The organism is Mesorhizobium sp. A623, assembly GCF_054489405.1.
Genome location: NZ_JBTMXB010000030.1, coordinates 1 through 19,564 on the forward strand (window position 1 = coordinate 1; position 19,564 = coordinate 19,564).

Consider the following 19,564-nt stretch of genomic DNA (forward strand, 5'->3'; position numbering starts at 1 on the left):
GACCTTGACCCGACCCAGATCATCGCCTTCTTTGTTCGACGCTGGCAAATTGAAGTGACGTTCGGCGAGACACGCGCCCATCTTGGAGTAGAGACCCAACGCCAGTGGAATGATAACGCCATCATGCGAACGACGCCTTCACTCTTGGCGCTCTATAGTCTCGTGACACTGTGGGCCGGTGATCTCCTCGGCCAAAACACTCAGCCATACGCAGCGGCATTCTCAGACGCGATCGGCGCAGTGCGTCTCGTTCTGTGGAGCGATGATCTTTATCCATACTGCCCGTCAAACCCGGACATGCATAAAATACCTCCCAGTCGTCTTTTCCGAATGGCCCAGGCCCTTTGCTTCGCCGCATAATGTACAAAGTCGAGCTAAGGTGATCCGAGTTTAATGTTAGTGCATGATGGGTCATGGCGCTACGGCCGGAGTGGCCGGCGAAGCTGGTCCGGGTTGCGATTTCGGGCCGTCGCATTCAAACCTGTTTGGTGGCAAGATGGGCTGTCACAAGCTGACGCCGGTCAGACCATTGGATACGTGAGAAGGACGGTGATGCTCATCTTCGAGGCTTTCAGCGTGCTATTTTCCTATCTGTCACGTGAAATGCGGCAGGCCCTGCCCGAGACCGCTGATATCATTCGATATTCACCGCTCGTAGGCGCGCCGGAGACTCCTCGACTTTATCAACGAACTTAGCCGTGGCGAACTTCTAGCAGATGAGGAGCGCTATGACGATCTGTTCGACTGCGAGCGGGCGCTGTCGCTGCATCTGTTCGAATCATCTGCATGGTGACGGCCGCGACCGTGGGCAAGCCATGGTCGATCCCAAGTAGCTTTACGACGGGCCGGCTTCGAACCACCGCACCCGAACTTCCGGACTATCTTCCGGTAGCGCTTGAGTATCTGAGCCTGCGCGATCGCCGATTCTGCATCGGGTTTGAGCCAGCACAAACAGTCTGCCGGTCAATTCGATACCATTATCCCGAGAACGACTTGACAGGGAGCATCTCAGGCGAACGATGGGTATTTTCAGGCTATTATCGGATTCTATCCTAGGGCTACTGTGCGACAGTAGCACGCCTGCCATGCGTCAGTGGTGCTCATGATGGGCTCATCGCTTTCACGCTGGACAATGACCTACTTCGCGGCGGCGGTAACGTTTTTTGTTGCGGCGCAGATCTTGATGGTAGCCGGTTATGGCTTTCCGGGAGTACCGGTCGAGGCACCGGAAACTCTCATTGTCGTACACATGGTGACGATCGGTTGGCTCAGCCTGCTGATATGCGGTGCCCTATTCCAGTTCGTGCCGGTATTGGTCGCGCGACCGTTGCGCGGCGAAGCTTTGGTGTTGCCCACACTGTTTTGTCTGCTGGGAGGAATTGCTTGTCTTCTAGCGGGATTCCTGAAGCTTTCTGGTGTATTCGATGGCGAAATACCGCTGCTTGCGCTCGCCGCCATGCTTCTTCCGGCCGGTTTTCTATTGGCCGTAGGAGTGCTGGCCGCAACACTCTGGGGTGGTCATCTGCCGCTTCCGGCGCGCTTTGTCGCGATAGGGCTGGTTTGCGTCTTGGTTACCGCTACCCTTGGCGCATTGTTCGCATTGCTGCTATCGGGCTATTTGCCTCAGTTGGCTGGCTTTGATTTCCGAAATCATGCCCTTCCAGTCCATATCGCAATAGGGCTCGGCGGATGGCTGAGCTTCACGGCGATCGGCGTCTCATATCGGCTCCTTCCTATGTTTATGCTGTCGCCAGACAAGGAGCGCGCCAGCGGCCGCGCGGTCTGGTGGAGTGGCGTTGTTGCGTTGGCTATAATCGCATTCGCGCCTCTGACGCATGTTTTTTATAATGCAGGACTTGATGACGCTTACCCGGTGGAGACGGTAGCTATTTTGCTTTGTCTCGCATCCCTTGTCTTCTACGGGATTGATCTTGCGTTCTTCTACCGTCACCGCAAGAGGCGTGTCATCGAACTGAACAGCCGCTCTGCCCAAGGAGCCTTCCTGTCTCTCGTCTTATCTGTGGCTCTGCTGATCATTCTGGTAACCAGCGGAACTCTGGAACGCCACATTGGAGCGTTGCTCTATCTGGTCGCCTTCGGCTGGCTATCGGGACTTGGGCTTTCGCAACTTTACAAGATCGTGCCTTTCCTGACTTGGCTGGAGTGCTACGGCCCGGTGATGGGGCGCAAACCGACACCGCGTGTACAGGACCTCGTCGTCGAAAAGCGCGATTGGATCTGGTTCGCACTCTATTTTCTCGGCGTGCTGGCTGGCACTGGGGCGTTGCTTGCGGAAGCGCCCGGACTATTTCGCTTTGCGGTTGCAGCGACGCTCCTCGCCACGCTGACCATCGTTACGGAGCTCATTCTTACGCGCCGTCTCCACAATGTCACACCTGATCGACGCCTGCCCGATGACACATCACGGCCGCGACTGTTCTTGCCCGCCTTGCGCTGATGCCAACTATCTATTGTGGAGAGACTCCATGACTTCCCATTACGATCTCGATGTTCGTCCGCTCCTTCGTGAAGGAGGCGAGCCCTTCGGAGCTATTATGGAAGCTGTTGCCGCGCTGGCGCCAGGCCAGAGCCTGCGGCTGCTTGCCACGTTCAAGCCGGTTCCGCTGTTCCAGTTGCTGGGCAAGCGGGGATTCGAGCCGTCGGCCCGTGAGATCGGCGGCGGAGATTGGGAAGTTATTTTCACGCCTGTCGTGCAATCCGTGCAGTCTACCGGAGAGCTGAAGGAGCCCATAGGCACTGTGTCTACAGACGATGCTTGGCCAGAACCAATCACGGAACTCGATAATCGTGATCTTGATCCACCCGAACCGATGGTCCGAACGCTGGAAGGAGTCGAGGCGCTTTTGCCCGGCCAGACGCTAGCGGCACTCCTGCCGCGCGAGCCATTGTTTCTATTTGAAGAATTGGAAGCTCGTGGCTATCGTTGGCGTGGCGCCTTCGAGCCTGAGGGGCACTACCGTGTGACGATCCGACGTGGGTGATTCGCAGACGTCAGACGAGGCTCCTATTGGCAGTTTGCCATTCCACAAGGAACTTCTCTCGCAGAACGTCTAGATTATTCGCGTCCGAGATATGGATCGCGAGATGGACTCTCCACTCACTGACGAAATGACCATTGACGAGGTCATGCGCAGATGGCCGCCAACCATCCGCGTGATCCTACGCAATCATATGCTGTGTGTCGGTTGTCCGGTAGCTTCCTTTCATACGGTTTCAGATGCCGCCAGGGAGCACGGACTTGATGAGACGCAGTTGCGCCAAGAACTGGAAGCCGTAATCTCGTCTTGCAAGAGATCGAAGGTAATTAAGCCATCTCCAGGCGACCTTCGGCGAGCATGAGCAAGCGATGTGGTTCAACCACGGTCACTTTCTGTCGCCGGCTCTTCACGAGCCCGCTGGCTTCCCACGCGGTCATTAAACGGCTGACCGTGTGCAGGGTCGTGCCCGTCATCTCAGCAATGTCTTGACGAGAAATTGGAAAATCTATCTGGATGCCGTGCTCGGTCTGCTTGCCTGTCTGGCTCACGAGCTTGAGCAGCGCGTGAGCGACGCGCCGATTCACCTGTTCGGTCGACATTTCGACCACACGTGTATGAGCATCCTGCAAGCGGTCCCCTACAGTCCTGTAGGTGTTAGCGCCAAAGTTTGGGAATGCAGCAGCGAATTCAGACCACAGATGGCTAGGCCAGGCAAGCGCGACGCAGTCCATTGCTGCAATGGCACTGGCCGGATAGGTGGTGCGACCAAGCGCCCGAGCGATACCCATCAGCTCACCTGGGCTAATATAGCGCACGATAACCGTCCGTCCCTCGGGAGTAGTCTTCACAACGCGGACGTGGCCATCAAGCAGGATGAAGAATGAATGCGCTGCCTGCTCCTGTTCAAACACTGCCTCGCCCTTTGCAATACGTAACGAACGAGCATGGATGATAAACCCATCGAGTTCATCTGGGGTAAGGCCCTGGAACGTCGAAAGATCGGCGATCAGCGAGCGGTCGAGACGGCTCATGGTTACCTTCCTGGCCCTTCTGGCTTCATGCTCGAACTAGCGCATTTGCCGAGAGAACAATGCCACATGCAACCCATTCGCGGCAAGTTGCTCACTCTGCGGCTTTTTTCCCCGGGATAATTGCAAGACGTTCGGATACCGATCTTGTCATCCTTGATGGCCGTAGGCCAGTCCTGGAATTTTGGTGCTGATATCGGCGACCACTGATACCGTGGGCTCAGGACCTTTTGATGGGCAGTAACCGTCCGAGTATACGGAGGTCTTTCTGGCCTTGACGGAGACGCGGTCGTAGTAGCATTGGACCATACAGCAGAACAAAACCAAGGAATGCCGCCGTCCATGCGGCCGCTGATCCGTATAGGAGAGCCGACTGGCCAGGATGAAACGCGGCGCAGATACGAAGGATGGCGGCTAGCAGGATTGCTGCGAAGACAAAGCAACCGTCCGGCCCCGCCCGCAAGTCGCGGCCAGTGTGCCCCAGCGTTGCGCGCACCATGACGGCAAGTGTCATGCAGCCGACCGCGCCAACGCCAAATGCATGAAGGCCGGCCGCGGCCGGTACCGTTTGAGGGAAGATCGTGGCGAGCCCGGCTAGCAGCAGCCCAACTGGTATGAAGACGAAAGCCAGATGCAGGATCAGCGCTAACGGATCGCGCCATGTGCGGTAACCCGCCCATCGGCCAAGCCGCACGATATTCAGGGCGGAAGCCGCGATTAGTAGTGCGCCAATGCCGTCGTGTTCCGGAAGGAAAGACCAGCCGGCCAGCGCGAGCGCCGAAAGGACAATGGTCACCACATCAAAGCGGGCAAAAGGGATGGGGAGCCGGCCGGGATTTTCTCGCACAAGCCAATTGCGGGTGAAGCTTGGAATAATGCGCCCGCCTATGATCATGATCAGCAGCACAATTGCGCCGATGGCCAGCCGCCGGCTGACATTTGAAGTCCCGTCGTAATGAGCCTCGAGGTGAAACAGGAGATTAGCTGCAAACAGCACCGTCACCGGGCCAAGCACCTTGAGATTGCGCCAGTTCCGGCCTGCGATGATTTCGATGGCTGCGACCGCCGCTACGGCGAGCAAGAAAGCGCCGTCAATCGCCGCAGCAGCGATCCAGCCGATCTCACCCGAGAAAAATACCGCGAAGCGCCCTGCTAGCCACAGAAGGACAAGCGCTAGAACAGGAATGCCCTGAACAGGCAACCGTCCCGTCCAGTTGGGTATGGAGGTGAGAAGGAAACCCGTTATCACTGCGGCCACGTAGCCGAAGATCATTTCATGAATATGCCAATCCACCGGCGTGAATGCGCTTTCCGTGTCGATTCGGCCATAGAGCAAAGGCAGCCAGAATAGGATTGATATTCCTGCGTAAAGCGTTCCGGCTAGGAAAAAAGGTCGAAAGCCATAGGAAAGGACCGCCGGATAATTGCCCGGCTTCGTGCGCGGGATCGCCATATCGTTCAATATTCCGATCTGACTAGTATTGAGGCACAGAGTGATGCCGGCGTTAGGCGAATGTGCGAGTCCGCTTAGCGCCGGCGGCGATTTTTTGGATCTGGCTTAATTGCCGGCTGAGACCTTGGAGAACAGTTCGGCAAAGGCGGCCTTTGCCTTGCCCGGCTGCTTGACGGTTTTAGCCTGCTCAAGATTCGCTGGTTTGCCTACCACGATCAACGCCACCATTCCCATACCGTAGTGAGGCACACATTTGATCCCGTAGACGCCTTCCTTGTCGAGTGTGACGGTGATCGGCTTGCTGATCTCGCCCTTGAAGGCCTGTGCACCTTCCGGAATCATGCCGTTAATGCTCGCAGCATCATGACCTTTGTCCGTAGGAACGAAGGTGACCGTGTCACCTGGGGCTGCTTTGACAAAGTTTGGCTGGAAGACCATAACGCCGTGCTCGCCCTTGTTGAGCATCTGTACCTGATGGTCGGCAGCATGCGCGCCGCTGGCTGCCATCAGGACAGCGAAAGTCAGAGCGATAAAGGTAGGGTGTCTCATTTACATGTCTTTCTGTTTTAAAACGATTCCATCGTCGCTCGCTTCTATATAGGAGTTGAACTGTCAACTTTGCGATAACGCAAGTTTCGAAGGAAACGCGCTAGGCCCATGCTGCGGTCTTCAATAATAACCCACGCTGCCTGAGCAATTATGGCTCGGCGCCCATGCCAGCAAAGTCAACATTATGAGAAGGGTATTCAGCTGTAAGCCGGCGCACACGCTTGTGCAGGTAGAGCCGATAGCCGTCCATCGCTTTCCGATTGACACCCTGCATGCGGCGACCGAAATCCCCTATGGGCGCACCGGCCGTTATCCGGCTTTCGTGAAACTCCGGATGATAGCTAGGCGCTTGATGGCAATAGTAGCAAGCTCCTGAGCGCGATCGCGTGATGCTTGCGAAAGTAGGGTCTCGCCGGCCTCGAGATAGTAGTCCGCGAGCCATTCGCACAACGCATCCAAGGACCGGGGAGGCGGCGGGCCAATGGGTGCCGGATCCTGCAGCGGGTCCGATGCGAGATCGAGGGAGAGCGTCCGCGCTTCCAGCGCCAAGTCTCGAAATTCATTTCGCGTCTTGTCCATTTCCGCGCATTCCTCGAGATGCTTACAAACCTCTAACTCAAGTTTGGCCAAGTCGTAGGACTCCCTAATCGTTTGCCCACGCTGGCGCCCTTCGAAGAAGGCCTTTCGCCGTTCACGCCTGAGAATTTTGGCATGCTCCAGCTCTTCTCGCGCCATTCTTTCGGCAGCTTCCCGGATTTCGAGCGTTTCGCCATGGGCGGCGACATAAGACCAGAACGCGAATGCACGCTCCTCATTGCGGACAGCGATCGCCAAAGAACGGTAGGCGTCCACCAGTTCAGGAGAGATAAGTCCGAGGCCTTCTTCGTCGAATATACCCGGCGGTACCTCTTCTACCGGTAAGGGTTCAGCGGGATGCTGACGAATTTGCTTCGACCAACGCACAACCATTTCCATGTGGCTGTGCTCTTCATAAACTAACCGCTCGAAGACGTCGGCAAGTTCCTGCTGGCCGGCTCCACGCATGCGCTCGGCCAAATCCGTATATCTGTCAGCGGAATCCTTCTCCATCACCAACGCGATAGCCAGGAGTTCATCCATCGACCGTATCGGCACCGACGGATCGGATGTCAGGCGTATCATCGGACGTCATCTCCAGTTCCACGCTGAACCATATATGTGCTCCCGGCATTTTCGTTTGCGTTCGATCAAAGAAATGTGCGGCCAAATCACGGACATGTGCGCCCGGCAGGCAAAATTTCGAAAGAGCCTGGAGAAAGGTGCCGATGTCAGCATGCATTTCCTTACGAAGAAGGCAGTCAGTTGCCTCGTCCGAAGCGATGGAATTGCTGTTCGTCTTTCTGCGCGCTGCGGCGGTGTTGATGTGTCTTGCCTTTACAGTAGTTCAGGCAAATTCCGCCGAGACGCTTGGCGATTTCCTGTCGAGCACCAAGCCGAGCGAGCTGATTTCTGGCGCCGACGCTTACGGTGAGATGACAGGAACCCCGCCGCTTGCGACGCTGTTGTCTGACGGCAAGACGGTTGGCTATGCCTATCTCAATACCAACTACGGCAGTGCGGTGGGCTATTCCGGAAAGCCTATCCGAATCCTGGTTGGTATCGATCCCAGCGGTATCGTTCGCGGCATCAAGCTGGTCGAGCACAAGGAGCCGATCGTCCTCATCGGCATCCCGCAGGCGAAGGTCGTGGCCGCGCTCAATTCACTGGTCGGCAAGGACCTCGGCAAGGTCGCTACAGGGCAGGAACCGCTTCCGCAGGTCGATATCGTCAGCGGCGCGACGGTCACCGTGCTGGTGATGAGCGACAGCGTCGTGCGTTCTGCGGTCAAGCTGATCCGTAGCGGTCGTCTCGGTGGCGCGGGAAGAGCCGCAGCCGAGGCCTCCGTTGCCGCCCCTATCAAGGCCGTTGACCCCGCGATCTCGGAAGTCCGCAACTGGGATACGTTGGTCGGCGATGGATCGGTGCGTAGCCTGCGGCTCACCGTCGGTGAAGTGACGAAGGCTTTCACCGACGCCGGCCGCACGCAGGCCGCCGAACGCCCCGAGACAGTCAATCCGGGCGACCGCTTTATCGACCTCTTTGTCGCGCCCGTCAGCGTGCCGACGATAGGCCGCAGTCTTCTGGGCGACGTCGGCTACGACCGATTGCGAAAGGCGCTCAAGCCGAACCAGCAGGCCATCTTGGTAGCCGGGGACGGCGCCTATTCCTTCAAGGGTTCCGGTTATGTGCGCGGCGGCATATTCGACCGCATCGAACTGATGCAGGACGGCCAGGGCGTACGATTTCGCGACCGCAATCACACGCGTATCGGCGACATCGCTGCGGAAGGCGCGCCACACCTGCGCGAGATCGCATTGTTCACCGTGCCGGACGAGTTCCCGCTTGATCTTTCCGAGCCATGGGACCTGCAACTGCTCGTCCAGCGCAGCTTCGGTGCGCGCGATAAGGCGACACTGCCCTTTAATCTTGGCTACACCTTGCCGGACCGCTACCTGAAGGCGGTGCCCGTAGCCGCTGCCGCGCCGCAATCCGCGCAGCCAGCCGAAGCGGCTAAGCCTGACGCGGCCGCATCGGGTGCTGCCGAATCCTCTGCCCAGGGTTTCAGCGACGATGAGCCTCTGTGGGTGAGAATATGGAAGCTGAACACGGTGGAGATTGGCATCACCGTCGTCGCGCTTCTCGTGCTGACCGCAATCTTCTTCTTCCAAAACTGGCTGGTGCGGCGCCCGCGTCTTTTTGCCTGGGTGCGGCGCGGCTATCTGCTGTTCACCCTCGTTTGGCTGGGATGGTACGCAAATGCGCAATTGTCCGTAGTCAACGTACTGACCTTTATCAATTCCCTGGTCACAGACTTCAACTGGGAGTTCTTTCTCGCCGCGCCGCTCATCTTCGTTTTGTGGGCCGCGGTGGCCGTGGGTCTACTGTTCTGGGGTAGAGGGCCCTTTTGCGGTTGGCTTTGCCCATTCGGCGCTTTGCAGGAACTGACCAACAACCTTGCCCAATGGCTGAAGGTGCCGCAGATCAAGCTGCCCTTCGGTCTGCATGAACGCCTGTGGCCAATCAAGTACGTGATTTTCCTCGGACTGTTCGGCTTGTCGTTCTATTCCGTCGCACTGGCCGAAACCTATGCTGAGATCGAGCCCTTCAAGACGGCGATCATCCTGAAATTCGCCCGCGAATGGCCCTTTGTGATCTTCGCGCTGACACTACTGGCGGCGGGCCTCTTCATTGAGCGCTTTTACTGCCGGTATCTGTGCCCTCTGGGTGCCGCTCTCGCCATTCCCGGCCGTATCCGCATGTTCGAATGGCTAAAGCGCTATCCCGAATGCGGCTCACCCTGCCAGCGCTGCGCCAAGGAATGCCCGGTCCAGGCGATCCATCCCGAAGGGGAGATCAACGTCAATGAATGCATCTACTGCATGCATTGCCAGGAACTCTACCACGATGATCACCGCTGCCCGCACATGATCCAGGTGCGGCTGAAGCGCGAGAAGTTCGAGGCTCTGTCCTCACCCTCAACACGGGGCAAGGGCCCTGCCAACCCACCGGTCATCACGCACAAGGGCGCGCCAATAGCGGCGCCCAGATCCGACACCAGCGCAACAGGCTGACACGCCAACCAGAAGGAGACGAAGCATGTCGCAGGAAGAACAGGACAAGAAGACGATCCTGAGCAGACGCCAATTGTTGGGTACGACGGCGGCGATGGCCGCCGTCGGGGCGGCCGGCGTCGGTGGGACGCTGGCACTGAACGGTGGTGTTGTTTCGCCCGCCGCCGCTGACGAAAAGGGCGAGCTGGAGTTCGAGGTCAAGCCCGGCGAACTGGACGAATATTACGTGTTCTTCTCCAGCGGCCAGTGCGGAGAAGTCCGCATCGTCGGTGCGCCGTCGATGCGTGAATTGATGCGAATCCCGGTCTTCAACCGGTGCAGCGCCACCGGCTGGGGCGAGACGAACGAAAGCCGCAAGATACTGACGGAGGGGTTGTTGCCGGAAACGACGGAGTTCTTGAAGGACCGCGGCGGCATCTATCTCAATGGTGATCTCCACCATCCGCATCTGTCCTTCACGGACGGCAGTTATGACGGCCGATATCTGTTCGTCAACGACAAGGCCAACACGCGCGTCGCCCGCATCCGTCTCGACGTCATGAAATGCGACAAGATTATCCAGCTGCCGAACCAGCACACGGTGCACGGCCTTCGCGTTCAAAAATACCCCAGGACCGGCTATGTGTTCTGCAACGGCGAAGATCGCGTGCCGATCCCCAACGACGGCAAGATCCTGGACGACAGCAAGCAATACCATTCCATCTTCAGCGCCGTGGACGGCGACACGATGAAGGTCGCCTGGCAGGTGATGGTCGACGGCAATCTCGACAATGTCGATGCCGACTATCAGGGAAAATATGCCTTCTCCACCTGTTACAATTCCGAAGAAGGCGTCACGCTCGCGGAAATGATGGCTAAGGAGCAGGACTGGGTTGTTATCTTTAACCTCAAGCGCATTGAGGAGGCGATAAAGAAGGGCGACTACAAGGAGATGGGTGGCGTGCCGGTCATCGATGGGCGCCACGGCTCCCCTTACACCCGCTACGTACCTGTGCCGAACAGCCCGCACGGCATCAACACCGCTCCCGACGGAATCCATGTGGTAGCCAACGGTAAGCTTTCGCCTACCGTGACGGTGTTCGACGTGCGCAAGTTCGATGATCTTTTCGACGACAAGATCAAGCCGCGCGACACGGTAGTGGCGGAGCCGGAACTGGGACTCGGGCCGTTGCACACGGCCTATGACGGCCGTGGCAATGCTTACACTACGCTATTCATCGACAGCCAAATCTGTAAGTGGAACATCGAGGACGCAAAGCGTTCCTTCGCGGGTGAGGCGATAGATCCGATCCGCCAGAAGCTCGACGTCCACTATCAGCCAGGCCACAATCACACCTCCATGGGGCAGACCAAGGAGGCCGACGGCAAGTGGCTGATCTCGCTGAACAAGTTCTCCAAGGACCGCTATCTCAATGTCGGCCCGCTGAAGCCGGAGAACGACCAGTTGATCGATATTTCCGGCGACCAGATGGTGCTGGTGCATGACGGCCCGAGCTTCGCCGAACCGCATGATGCCACCCTCGTCCATCGCTCGAAGATCAATCCGGTCAGCATCTGGGACCGGGCCGATCCATTCTTCGCTGATGCCGTCAAGCAGGCTGCGGCCGACGGAATCGACCTGATGATGGATTGCGAGGTCATCCGTGACGGTAACAAGGTTCGTGTCTACATGACGTCCTCGGCGCCGGCCTTCGGGTTGGAAAGTTTCGGCGTCAAGCAGGGCGATGAAGTTACCGTTTATGTCACCAACATCGACGAAGTGGAGGATCTCACCCACGGATTCGCGATCGTCAACTACGGCATCAACATTGAGGTTGCACCCCAAGCCACAGCGTCGGTGACGTTCATCGCGAGCAAGCCAGGCGTTTACTGGTACTACTGCTCGTGGTTCTGCCACGCCATGCACATGGAGATGCAGGGCCGCATGTTCGTAGAGCCGCGAGGCGTCTAGGACGTGTTCCGTCCCCTCAACATAGCCACGATGGGAATGGCGGCGGCTCTCGCCGCCTTTTCCGGCACCACAGCGCTTGCGCTCGAGATCGCCGTGCCGCCGGGCGACATCCCCTTGCAGGTGGTGGTCGATGCTGCCGCACCCGGCGACGTCCTGCATCTGGGCTCTGGTGAACATCGTGGGCCGATCACCATCGTCAAGCCGCTAGCGCTGGAAGGCGAACCGGGCGCGATCGTTCGAGGCGATGGGCTCGGCAACGTCGTTACGATCCGCGCTGCCGACACCACGGTTAGAGGCCTCGAAATCCGTGGGTCCGGGACCGATCTCGAGGCGATGGATGCGGGAGTGTTTGCCACGGAGGCCGCATCGGGCGCACGGATCGAGGACAACAGCATTGTCGGTAATCTCTACGGCATCTATCTACACGGATCACGCGACGCGGTTGCGCGCAACAACCGCATTGAAGGGCTGCGCGAGGGACGCACCAACCGGGCGGGAAATGGCGTTTCGGTCTGGAACGCGCCGGGCGCCAAGGTTCTCGATAATCGGATCAGCTTCGGTCGCGACGGCATATTTGCCGTCAGCAGCAAGAACAACGAATTCAGGGGCAACAGCTTCCGCAATCTGCGCTTCGCCGTGCACTATATGTACACGAACAATAGCGTCATCGCCGACAATTCCTCGGTTGGGAACATCGTCGGCTATGCCATCATGTATTCCAACCGGCTCACTGTCACCGGCAACCTGTCTGATGGGGACCGTGACAATGGCCTGCTGTTCAACTACGCCAATGGCTCGGAAATCAGTGGCAACGTCGTCCGCGGCGGCCCGCAACCGATCGGCCGCTGGACCAGCAACGGCCAGCGCTTCGCTGTCGATTCAGACGTGTCGGCTGCCGACGGTGGTACCTTGCCCACGCCGCCAAGCCAGAACACACGCATCGGCCCTGAAAAATGCGTCTTCATCTATAACGCCAACAAGAACCGCTTCAGCGACAACCTGTTCAAGGGCTGCGAGATTGGGGTGCATTTTACCGCCGGCTCGGAAGGCAACGCCATGACCGGCAATGCCTTCGTGCGCAACCGCAACCAAGTCAAATATGTAGGCACCCGGTCTTTGGACTGGTCAAGCGGCGGTCGCGGCAATTTCTGGAGCGATAACCCAGCCTTCGATCTCGATGGCGACGGCATCGCCGATAACCCCTACCGGCCCAACGACGTTATCGACAAGGTGTTATGGGAGGCTCCGGCAGCCAAGGCGCTGGTCAACAGTCCGGCGGTGCAGGTGATCCGCTGGGCACAGGCGCGCTTCCCGACCGTATTTCCCGGAGGCGTGGTCGATAGCTATCCCCTGATGAAGCCTGCCGGTTTGCAGGGAACGGAGCTGCCATGAGCCTAAATGTGGAACTGAAATCGGTCGCCCGGCACTATGGTAAGGTCAAGGCGGTGGACAACGTCTCCTTCGCGGCGGGAGAGAGCGAGATAATTGCCCTCGTCGGCCACAACGGCGCTGGCAAGACCACGCTCATCAAGCTGATGCTCGGGCTTGCGCTGCCTACCGCCGGCTCAGTTGTCGTTCTGGGCCAGGACCCGGCCGCCGGCGATACTTCCGTGCGTAAGCGGTTGGGTTATCTGCCGGAGAACGTGTCATTCAATACCGCCCTTACTGGGCGCGAAACGTTGCGCTTTTATGTCCGGCTCAAGGGCGGCAAGCCGGGTTCGGAAGATGTCCTTCTGGAACGGATCGGTCTCGACCATGCCGCCGATCGGCGCATTGGCACCTATTCGAAAGGCATGCGCCAACGATTGGGCTTGGCGCAGGCCATGATCGGCACCCCCGCAGTACTGCTGCTTGACGAGCCGACCACCGGGCTTGATCCGGAGTTACGCCAGCAGTTCTATGGCATTTTGCGCAATATGCGGGCGGCGGGGGCGACCGTCCTTTTGTCCTCCCATGCGCTCAACGAACTGGAAGGCAATGCCAGCCGCGTCGTAATCCTGAACGAGGGCAATAAGATCGCCGATGGTTCCCTGGACGAGTTGCGCAACATCGCACGCCTGCCGACTAAAATCCGCCTCAAGACAGCCGAGGGTGGCGCCCAGCGCCTCAGGGACTGGATGGGCAACCCAGTTGGGCTCAGGCAGGTCAACGGCCATATCGTCGAGATGGACGCCACTCCGGAGGACAAGACCGCCTTCCTGCGCCGGGCCGCGGGCGAGGAAGCACCCTTCGAAGATCTCGACATGGTGCCGCCGGGTCTCGACGAACTCTATGCCCATTTCCTTGCGAAGAGGTCTGCCATATGAAGACGATCATGTTGATGGCCTCCAAGGAGATACGGGAGGGAATGCGCAACCGCTGGGTACTTGCGGCCACTACGCTGCTTGCCGCGCTTGCGCTCACTTTGACCTTCCTCGGCAGCGCGCCCACCGGCAGCGTGGGTGCCGGGGCACTCGACGTGGTTGTGATCAGCCTCGCCAGCCTCACCATCTTCATCGTGCCGCTGATTTCGTTGCTCATCTCGCACGACGCCATCGTCGGCGAGATCGAGCGCGGTACCATGACCTTGCTGCTCAGCTACCCGGTTCGACGCTGGCAGGTGCTTTTCGGCAAGTTCCTTGGCCATCTCGCCATACTGACCTTCGCCACTTTCGTGGGCTATGGGCTTGCCGCGCTGGCACTGGCTACGACCGGAAAGGTGACCGGAAGCGGAAGCTGGACCGCCTTTGCCACGATGACGGTCTCCTCGGTGCTTCTAGGTGCCGTCTTCGTATCGATCGGCTATCTGATCAGCGCGCTGGTCCGCGACCGCGGTACTGCCGGCGGCATCGCCATCGGTATTTGGCTCCTCTTCGTCGTACTCTACGACATGGCGCTGCTCGGCGTGCTGGTCGCCGACAAGGGGCGTTTCGTTACTGCGGGCGTACTGGATGCGCTGCTCCTGCTCAATCCAACCGACGCCTACCGGATACTCAATCTTTCCGGCTCGGCCGATATTGCAGCGGCGTCCGGCATGGCAGGCATGCTCGGCAATGCCGCGCTGGAGCCCGCGATACTGACTGCTACGCTGGCTGCATGGGTGGCGGCACCGATGGCGCTCGCCACACTCGCCTTTTCGAGGAGGACGCTGTGAGGTTGCGTTTCGGCACGATCCTGCTGGCCGCTTTGCTGGCGCTCACTGCCTGTCAGCGCGAGGCAGAGGCGCCGCCCGCGCCCTTCGCCATGACGGAGGAAGCGATGGGCCGCTATTGTGGGATGAACATCCTCGAACATGCCGGCCCCAAGGGCCAGGTCATCCTCGCCAAATATGATGAGCCGATCTGGTTCTCCTCCGCCCGCGACACCATTGCCTTCACCATGCTGCCGGAGGAGCCGAAGGATATCAGGGCGATCTACGTCTCCGACATGGCCAGGGCCACGAACTGGGCCGCGCCAGGCGCCAACAATTGGGTCGATGCCCGCAAGGCTTTCTTCGTTATCTATAGCGACGCCAGGGGTGGCATGGGAACGGCGGAGGCCGTGCCCTTCTCCTCCGAGGAGGCGGCGCTCGGCTTCGCGAAGGACCGTGGCGGCAAGATCGTGCAATTCAACGACATTCCACGCGATTACATATTAGAGCAGCAGGGCATAGGCGGTGAAGCGCCGGCACCCGGCGGTGGCCAGAGCGACTGAGGTGAGATGATGGCTGACAGAGTGACCCGACGCCGTGTGATCGGCATAAGTGCCGCCGCCGCCGGCATGGCCTTGCTTCCGCTACACAGCCGGGCGTCGCCCGAGGCGGTGACGTGGCAGGGCGAGGCCATGGGCGCGCAGGCCTCGCTCGTTATCCATCATTCGGACCGTATCAAGGCGCTGAGACTCGTGGATGAAGTCGTTTCCGAGGTGCGACGCCTGGAACGGATTTTCAGTCTCTATCGGGAGGATTCCGACCTTACGCTGCTCAATCGACAGCGCTTTCTCGTTACCCCACCGAAGGAAATGGTGGACATACTGGAAAGAAGTCGAGATATCTGGGCGCTCACCAATGGTGCCTTCGACCCGACGGTGCAGCCGCTATGGATCGCTTATCAACGCCATTTCTCGACGCCGGGCGCACCTATAACCGGGCCGTCTCCGAACATCGTTCAAGACTGCCTTGGCCGCGTCGGGCTTGACCAGGTGATCTGGTCGCTGGATCGCATTGAGCTACCGACGCCCGGCTCGGCGCTTACGCTTAACGGCATCGCGCAGGGCTACGTCACCGACCGGGTGGTCGATCTGCTAAAGGCTTCTGGCATCGAGCGCTCGATGGTGGACATGGGCGAAAGCCGAGCTATCGGCTCGGCGCCGGGAGACCGACCATGGCGCATCGGCATTGCCGACCCGATGCACTCGGGCGCTGTTCTAAGGGTGCTGGAGGTGGAAGACAGAGCGATCGCCACCTCAAGCCCGTTCGGTTTTTGCTTCGATTCGGGCGCGCGGTTCAGCCACATCATCGACCCGCGCAGTGGGATGACACCGCAGCGATATGCCAGCACTACCGTGGTTGCGAGGGAGGCCACGTTGGCCGACGCGCTCTCTACCGCCTTAAATCTGATGGACGCGCAGACCATCTCGACCACCATTCACTCTCTCGCAGATACAGAGGCCCATGTCATGTCGCAAGCTGGGCAGTGGACACGTATCGGAGTATGATGCCGTGATGTTCGCCGCCTCAATCAGGAGGTAGTGGCGGCTCCCGCTAAAACGGCAGGCCCGATGTAGTCGCGTTTTGGAGGCGTCAACTCTATACGTCCGGCGCCGATCAGTTCTAGGCAATAAGGAACGGCCGGAAACACGGCGTCGAGGCACACGTCGATGGCGGAGGGCTTTCCGGGTAGGTTTATGATCAGCGTGCGGCCGCGTATGCCAGCGGTTTGGCGGGAGAGGATCGCAGTCGGAACCTCTTTTAAGCTCGCCTGCCTCATGAGTTCCCCAAACCCGGGCAACTCCTTAGCGATGACCAGGTGCATCGCCTCGGGCGTCAGGTCGCGCGGCGACGGGCCGGTTCCCCCGGTCGTCAGAATGAGATCGACGCCATGACCGTCGCAAAGCCTTATAAGAACGTTGCGGACGCTTTCCACACCATCAGGGACCAGCGTAAAGATGAAGTCGAACGGCGTAGCCACGGCCCGGCGAAGCCAACGCTCGATGGCCGGTCCACCGAGATCTTGATATTCGCCGCGGCTGGCGCGGTCCGAAACGCTAACGATGGCGATCCGCGTCATATTTAGCTTTCTCCTCAGGCCGGCATGGCCGCCTGCGCGCCGGCTACGCCTCTGGAATAACCGTCCACAAGGGTCCCCGGCAGATCGAGGCAAGATAGCAGGAAGCGAGCGCTATCTGGATCCTGATGTCCCTCGGCAAGCTCTCTGTAGATTCTAGCTACCTCGACCATGTCGCAGCCATGAGGGGATAGTCGCAGGCGGCGGATGTTGCGTTCGGCGAATTCCGTCGGATCGACAAGGACCGCCTGCACCTGCGCAGACAGGGTTTGTACTCCGTTAATAGCCAGGAAGGACTGGTCATCGAGCGTCTCGACGACGAGGCCGTCGGGATCCTGTTCGCAGGTGAACTGGCAGGAGTCTTTGTGCAGTCCGTGAAGTCGCGCATGATAGCAACGTCCGGAAAGCGCGAGCGGCAACCGGCCGAAAGCGAAAATTTCGAACTCAGCTTGCGTACAGGCGGTGGCGATCGTGCCGATGGTAGCCAAGGATAGCTCGACGGGCGGGCAGATAGTACGCGCGCCGTGACGGATAAGGAATTGCGCCGTTGCCTCATTGTAGACATTCACGAATGGACCAGCCACGAAAGGTTTGCCGGAGCGTGCGGGCAGGGCCGTGATATCATTGATCTCGACCAGGCGTTCGTCCCCGCACAGTTCCTCGATCGCGCGGCGTTCCCGAACGGTGGTGGGGACGGCCAGCGTGGAAAGCACCACCTCCTTGCCGCCCCGTTCCAGGCGCTCGATAACCTCCGGCCAGACAGGGTCCGAGAAAGGCATTCGTTTGCTGCAGACGACCTCGCTGACATGAACGCGGTCCACCGGCGCCTCGTCGGCGATCCGAAAATAGAAATTCTTCAACCTTTCCGCGGGCCAATGGAAGAATAGGGGGCCTAACGTCAACGCGATCGATGCCACTGTCCTACCTCCAGATCTTGCGGTAAGCGCCAGTCGTCTGCCGGCCGCCCTCGGCCATACTAGCGAGAACGGCATCGATTTCGGTCGGGTCGAGGCCCTTTTCGGCGGCGTCCACCGCCTTCCTGAATGCACGTACGACCGCAGTGATGTACCCCTTGCCGCGCTGGCGCCCTTCGATCTTCAGGGCAGTGATACCAGCCGTCTTTAGAGCCAGGATCATACTTCCGGCATTGAGGCTGATGGGATCCTCAAACAGGTAGCCGGTCTTGTCACCGGCCTTGAACCTACCCTTACACAGGGTTGGGTAGCCCGTTGGTTCGCCAGCCTCATAGCGGTCGATGGTGAAACCGGACAACTGCGCGGTCGTACCATCGCTATCCTCGACATAGCTCACCGCTTCGGGCGGCGAGCATACGCCATTGAGGTTTGGCGATCTCCCCGTGGCAAAAGAGGAAAGATGACAGCGTCCTTCCATCATGACGCAGAGGCCACCAAACACGAATGCTTCCGTCTCCACCTTGATGGCCCGGTTAAGGGTAGTGATCTCTTGTACCGAAAGTACGCGCGGCAACACGACACGGCGGACGCCAAATGCCTCGGCATAGAAACCGATCGATTCGGGTGTCGCGGCAGCCGCCTGAACAGACAGATGAAGGCGCGTCTTGGGATGGTTTCTCGCCATATGGTCGAGCACTGCAATATCAGCGGCGATGACGGCATCTGCGCCGGAGGCAGCAGCTGTATCCGCTGCTCTTTGCCACGGCCCTGTATCGCCAGCACGTGCAAAGGTGTTGATGGCGACCAGCACCTTGCTGCCGTGGCCGTGCGCAAAGCGAACGCCTTCGGCTAGCTCTTGCGGAGAGAAATTGAGACCCGGAAAATTTCTTGCATTGGTTTCGTCGCGGAAGCCGCAATAGACGGCATCAGCGCCAGCTTGGACCGCTGCCCGTAGCGTTGCTGGTGTGCCAGCTGGACAGACGAGTTCCATTCTTTGCGTTTCCGTCATGCCGGCCTCGCCTCGCGTACTGAAGTGTCGGCCAGATGCCGGGCAGCACCTAGACTGCCAAGAATGCCTGCGTCAGCAAGACGGCCGAGCAGACCGCTGAGTCCGAGCAGATCGGAGGGACGAAGCTCGGCGTCCTCAATGGCGTTACGCAGGGCAACCACCGCTTCGGTCCGGCCGCTGACCGAGATAGTGCGGTGGAAGAACAATGCATCTCCGTCCAAAGTCCCGTCGAGAATGCCTAACAGCATGAGGATCGGGCCGCGAATGACAACGTCGGATGGCTCGTTTCCGCTCTTTCGCGCAACGCTCACGCGTGACAAGCGTCCGTCGGGGACTACACAGAAGGCGAAGGGAAGGTCGGTGGGGTCGATCAGATATCGAGCAGTGCGATGCTCGCCCAGGCGCTCGAACAGCTGTGGCCTACGCCTGGCCAAAGAGCGCAACGATAGTGTCAGCAACGGTCCCAGTGGCAGCCCGGAGAATGGCGGCAGAAGACGCCGAGCCAATGTCGCCAGATTGGTCTCGTCGCGCTCAACTGTCATCCTGCCCTCCAATTGGTCATGGGTAGTTCATCATAGGCAGATGTGAAGGCGGGAAGTTTGCGCCTGATCAAACGGCAACGAGAATTTTCCGGCAATGGAGTCCGCTTCGGCACATTCAATGACGGCCTTTCGGATGGCTACGTATTCATGTCCGGTGTCCGAGACCAAATCAGCCTGTTTCAGGACACAGGCGAAGGCGCGGCGACGAGCCACATCCAGCCATGAC

19 protein-coding genes and 1 pseudogene are annotated in these 19,564 nt (G+C 59.2%); 12 read left to right on the plus strand and 8 right to left on the minus strand.

All coding sequences use genetic code 11. The annotated features are described in order from the left end of the window. The 4 genes and pseudogenes from ACX3P1_RS21955 to ACX3P1_RS21970 all read left to right on the plus strand — a co-directional run. A pseudogene (locus ACX3P1_RS21955) lies at positions 1 to 360 on the plus strand (IS701 family transposase); the annotation flags it as partial. Positions 361 to 1,132: 772 nt separating this feature from the next. Beyond that, positions 1,133 to 2,458: a hypothetical protein gene (locus tag ACX3P1_RS21960; protein ID WP_459081730.1), complete on the plus strand. Its 1,326-nt coding sequence runs from the start codon at positions 1,133 to 1,135 to the stop codon at positions 2,456 to 2,458. A gap of 28 nt (positions 2,459 to 2,486) precedes the next feature. Continuing rightward, positions 2,487 to 3,002: a DUF2249 domain-containing protein gene (locus tag ACX3P1_RS21965; RefSeq protein WP_459081731.1), complete on the plus strand. Its 516-nt coding sequence runs from the start codon at positions 2,487 to 2,489 to the stop codon at positions 3,000 to 3,002. A 127-nt stretch (positions 3,003 to 3,129) separates the two neighbouring features. Then, positions 3,130 to 3,360 (plus strand): DUF1858 domain-containing protein, encoded by a 231-nt coding sequence (locus ACX3P1_RS21970; RefSeq protein WP_459081778.1) that lies wholly within the window; start codon positions 3,130 to 3,132, stop codon positions 3,358 to 3,360. Here ACX3P1_RS21970 and ACX3P1_RS21975 read toward each other — a convergent pair. The 4 genes from ACX3P1_RS21975 to ACX3P1_RS21990 form a co-directional block, all read right to left on the minus strand. Beyond that, entirely contained in the window at positions 3,326 to 4,030 is a 705-nt protein-coding gene (locus ACX3P1_RS21975; RefSeq protein WP_459081732.1) for a Crp/Fnr family transcriptional regulator, read from the minus strand. The genes ACX3P1_RS21970 and ACX3P1_RS21975 overlap by 35 nt on opposite strands. A gap of 217 nt (positions 4,031 to 4,247) precedes the next feature. Continuing rightward, positions 4,248 to 5,480: an NnrS family protein gene (locus ACX3P1_RS21980; RefSeq protein WP_459081733.1), complete on the minus strand. Its 1,233-nt coding sequence runs from the start codon at positions 5,478 to 5,480 to the stop codon at positions 4,248 to 4,250. A gap of 105 nt (positions 5,481 to 5,585) precedes the next feature. Next, on the minus strand, positions 5,586 to 6,029 hold the full coding sequence (locus ACX3P1_RS21985; RefSeq protein WP_459081734.1) for a pseudoazurin: 444 nt from the start codon (positions 6,027 to 6,029) through the stop codon (positions 5,586 to 5,588). 309 nt (positions 6,030 to 6,338) lie between these two features. Further along, positions 6,339 to 7,190 (minus strand): ferritin-like domain-containing protein, encoded by an 852-nt coding sequence (locus ACX3P1_RS21990; RefSeq protein ID WP_459081735.1) that lies wholly within the window; start codon positions 7,188 to 7,190, stop codon positions 6,339 to 6,341. Positions 7,191 to 7,387: 197 nt separating this feature from the next. Between ACX3P1_RS21990 and ACX3P1_RS21995 the strand changes: the two genes are divergently transcribed. The 7 genes from ACX3P1_RS21995 to ACX3P1_RS22025 are packed head-to-tail and all read left to right on the plus strand — an operon-like array spanning position 7,388 to position 16,304. Then, a complete protein-coding gene (locus ACX3P1_RS21995) occupies positions 7,388 to 9,679 on the plus strand; it encodes a 4Fe-4S binding protein (protein WP_459081736.1) in 2,292 nt (763 codons plus the stop codon). A 25-nt stretch (positions 9,680 to 9,704) separates the two neighbouring features. Further along, positions 9,705 to 11,630 (plus strand): TAT-dependent nitrous-oxide reductase, encoded by a 1,926-nt coding sequence (gene nosZ, locus ACX3P1_RS22000; protein ID WP_459081737.1) that lies wholly within the window; start codon positions 9,705 to 9,707, stop codon positions 11,628 to 11,630. 3 nt (positions 11,631 to 11,633) lie between these two features. Then, positions 11,634 to 13,022, plus strand: coding sequence for a nitrous oxide reductase family maturation protein NosD (locus tag ACX3P1_RS22005; protein ID WP_459081738.1), 1,389 nt, complete (start codon positions 11,634 to 11,636; stop codon positions 13,020 to 13,022). Then, the gene (locus tag ACX3P1_RS22010) at positions 13,019 to 13,936 is read left to right on the plus strand and encodes an ABC transporter ATP-binding protein (RefSeq protein ID WP_459081740.1); all 918 of its coding nucleotides are present in this window, start codon (positions 13,019 to 13,021) and stop codon (positions 13,934 to 13,936) included. The genes ACX3P1_RS22005 and ACX3P1_RS22010 overlap by 4 nt, the downstream gene beginning before the upstream one ends. Continuing rightward, the gene (locus ACX3P1_RS22015; protein WP_459081741.1) at positions 13,933 to 14,763 is read left to right on the plus strand and encodes an ABC transporter permease subunit; all 831 of its coding nucleotides are present in this window, start codon (positions 13,933 to 13,935) and stop codon (positions 14,761 to 14,763) included. The genes ACX3P1_RS22010 and ACX3P1_RS22015 overlap by 4 nt, the downstream gene beginning before the upstream one ends. Further along, entirely contained in the window at positions 14,760 to 15,302 is a 543-nt protein-coding gene (locus ACX3P1_RS22020) for a nitrous oxide reductase accessory protein NosL (protein ID WP_459081742.1), read from the plus strand. Before ACX3P1_RS22015 ends, ACX3P1_RS22020 begins: the two co-directional genes overlap by 4 nt. A gap of 21 nt (positions 15,303 to 15,323) precedes the next feature. Beyond that, positions 15,324 to 16,304 (plus strand): FAD:protein FMN transferase, encoded by a 981-nt coding sequence (locus tag ACX3P1_RS22025; protein WP_459081743.1) that lies wholly within the window; start codon positions 15,324 to 15,326, stop codon positions 16,302 to 16,304. Between the two features lie 23 nt (positions 16,305 to 16,327). Here the strand turns inward: ACX3P1_RS22025 and mog are convergent, their stop codons facing one another. From mog to ubiT, 4 genes are read right to left on the minus strand one after another with little or no spacing between them, the layout of a single operon-like run. Further along, positions 16,328 to 16,876 (minus strand): molybdopterin adenylyltransferase, encoded by a 549-nt coding sequence (gene mog, locus ACX3P1_RS22030; RefSeq protein WP_459081744.1) that lies wholly within the window; start codon positions 16,874 to 16,876, stop codon positions 16,328 to 16,330. Positions 16,877 to 16,890: 14 nt separating this feature from the next. Beyond that, positions 16,891 to 17,790 carry a ubiquinone anaerobic biosynthesis protein UbiV gene (gene ubiV / locus ACX3P1_RS22035; RefSeq protein ID WP_459081745.1) on the minus strand — a complete coding sequence of 300 codons (900 nt, stop codon included), beginning with the start codon at positions 17,788 to 17,790 and terminating at the stop codon, positions 16,891 to 16,893. A gap of 4 nt (positions 17,791 to 17,794) precedes the next feature. Further along, a complete protein-coding gene (ubiU, locus tag ACX3P1_RS22040) occupies positions 17,795 to 18,778 on the minus strand; it encodes a ubiquinone anaerobic biosynthesis protein UbiU (protein ID WP_459081779.1) in 984 nt (327 codons plus the stop codon). Between the two features lie 14 nt (positions 18,779 to 18,792). Next, positions 18,793 to 19,338: a ubiquinone anaerobic biosynthesis accessory factor UbiT gene (gene ubiT, locus ACX3P1_RS22045; protein WP_459081746.1), complete on the minus strand. Its 546-nt coding sequence runs from the start codon at positions 19,336 to 19,338 to the stop codon at positions 18,793 to 18,795. Positions 19,339 to 19,395: 57 nt separating this feature from the next. On the opposite strand from ubiT, the gene ACX3P1_RS22050 reads away from it, so the two are divergent. Further along, entirely contained in the window at positions 19,396 to 19,563 is a 168-nt protein-coding gene (locus tag ACX3P1_RS22050; protein WP_459081747.1) for a hypothetical protein, read from the plus strand. Position 19,564: the final 1 nt, after the last annotated feature.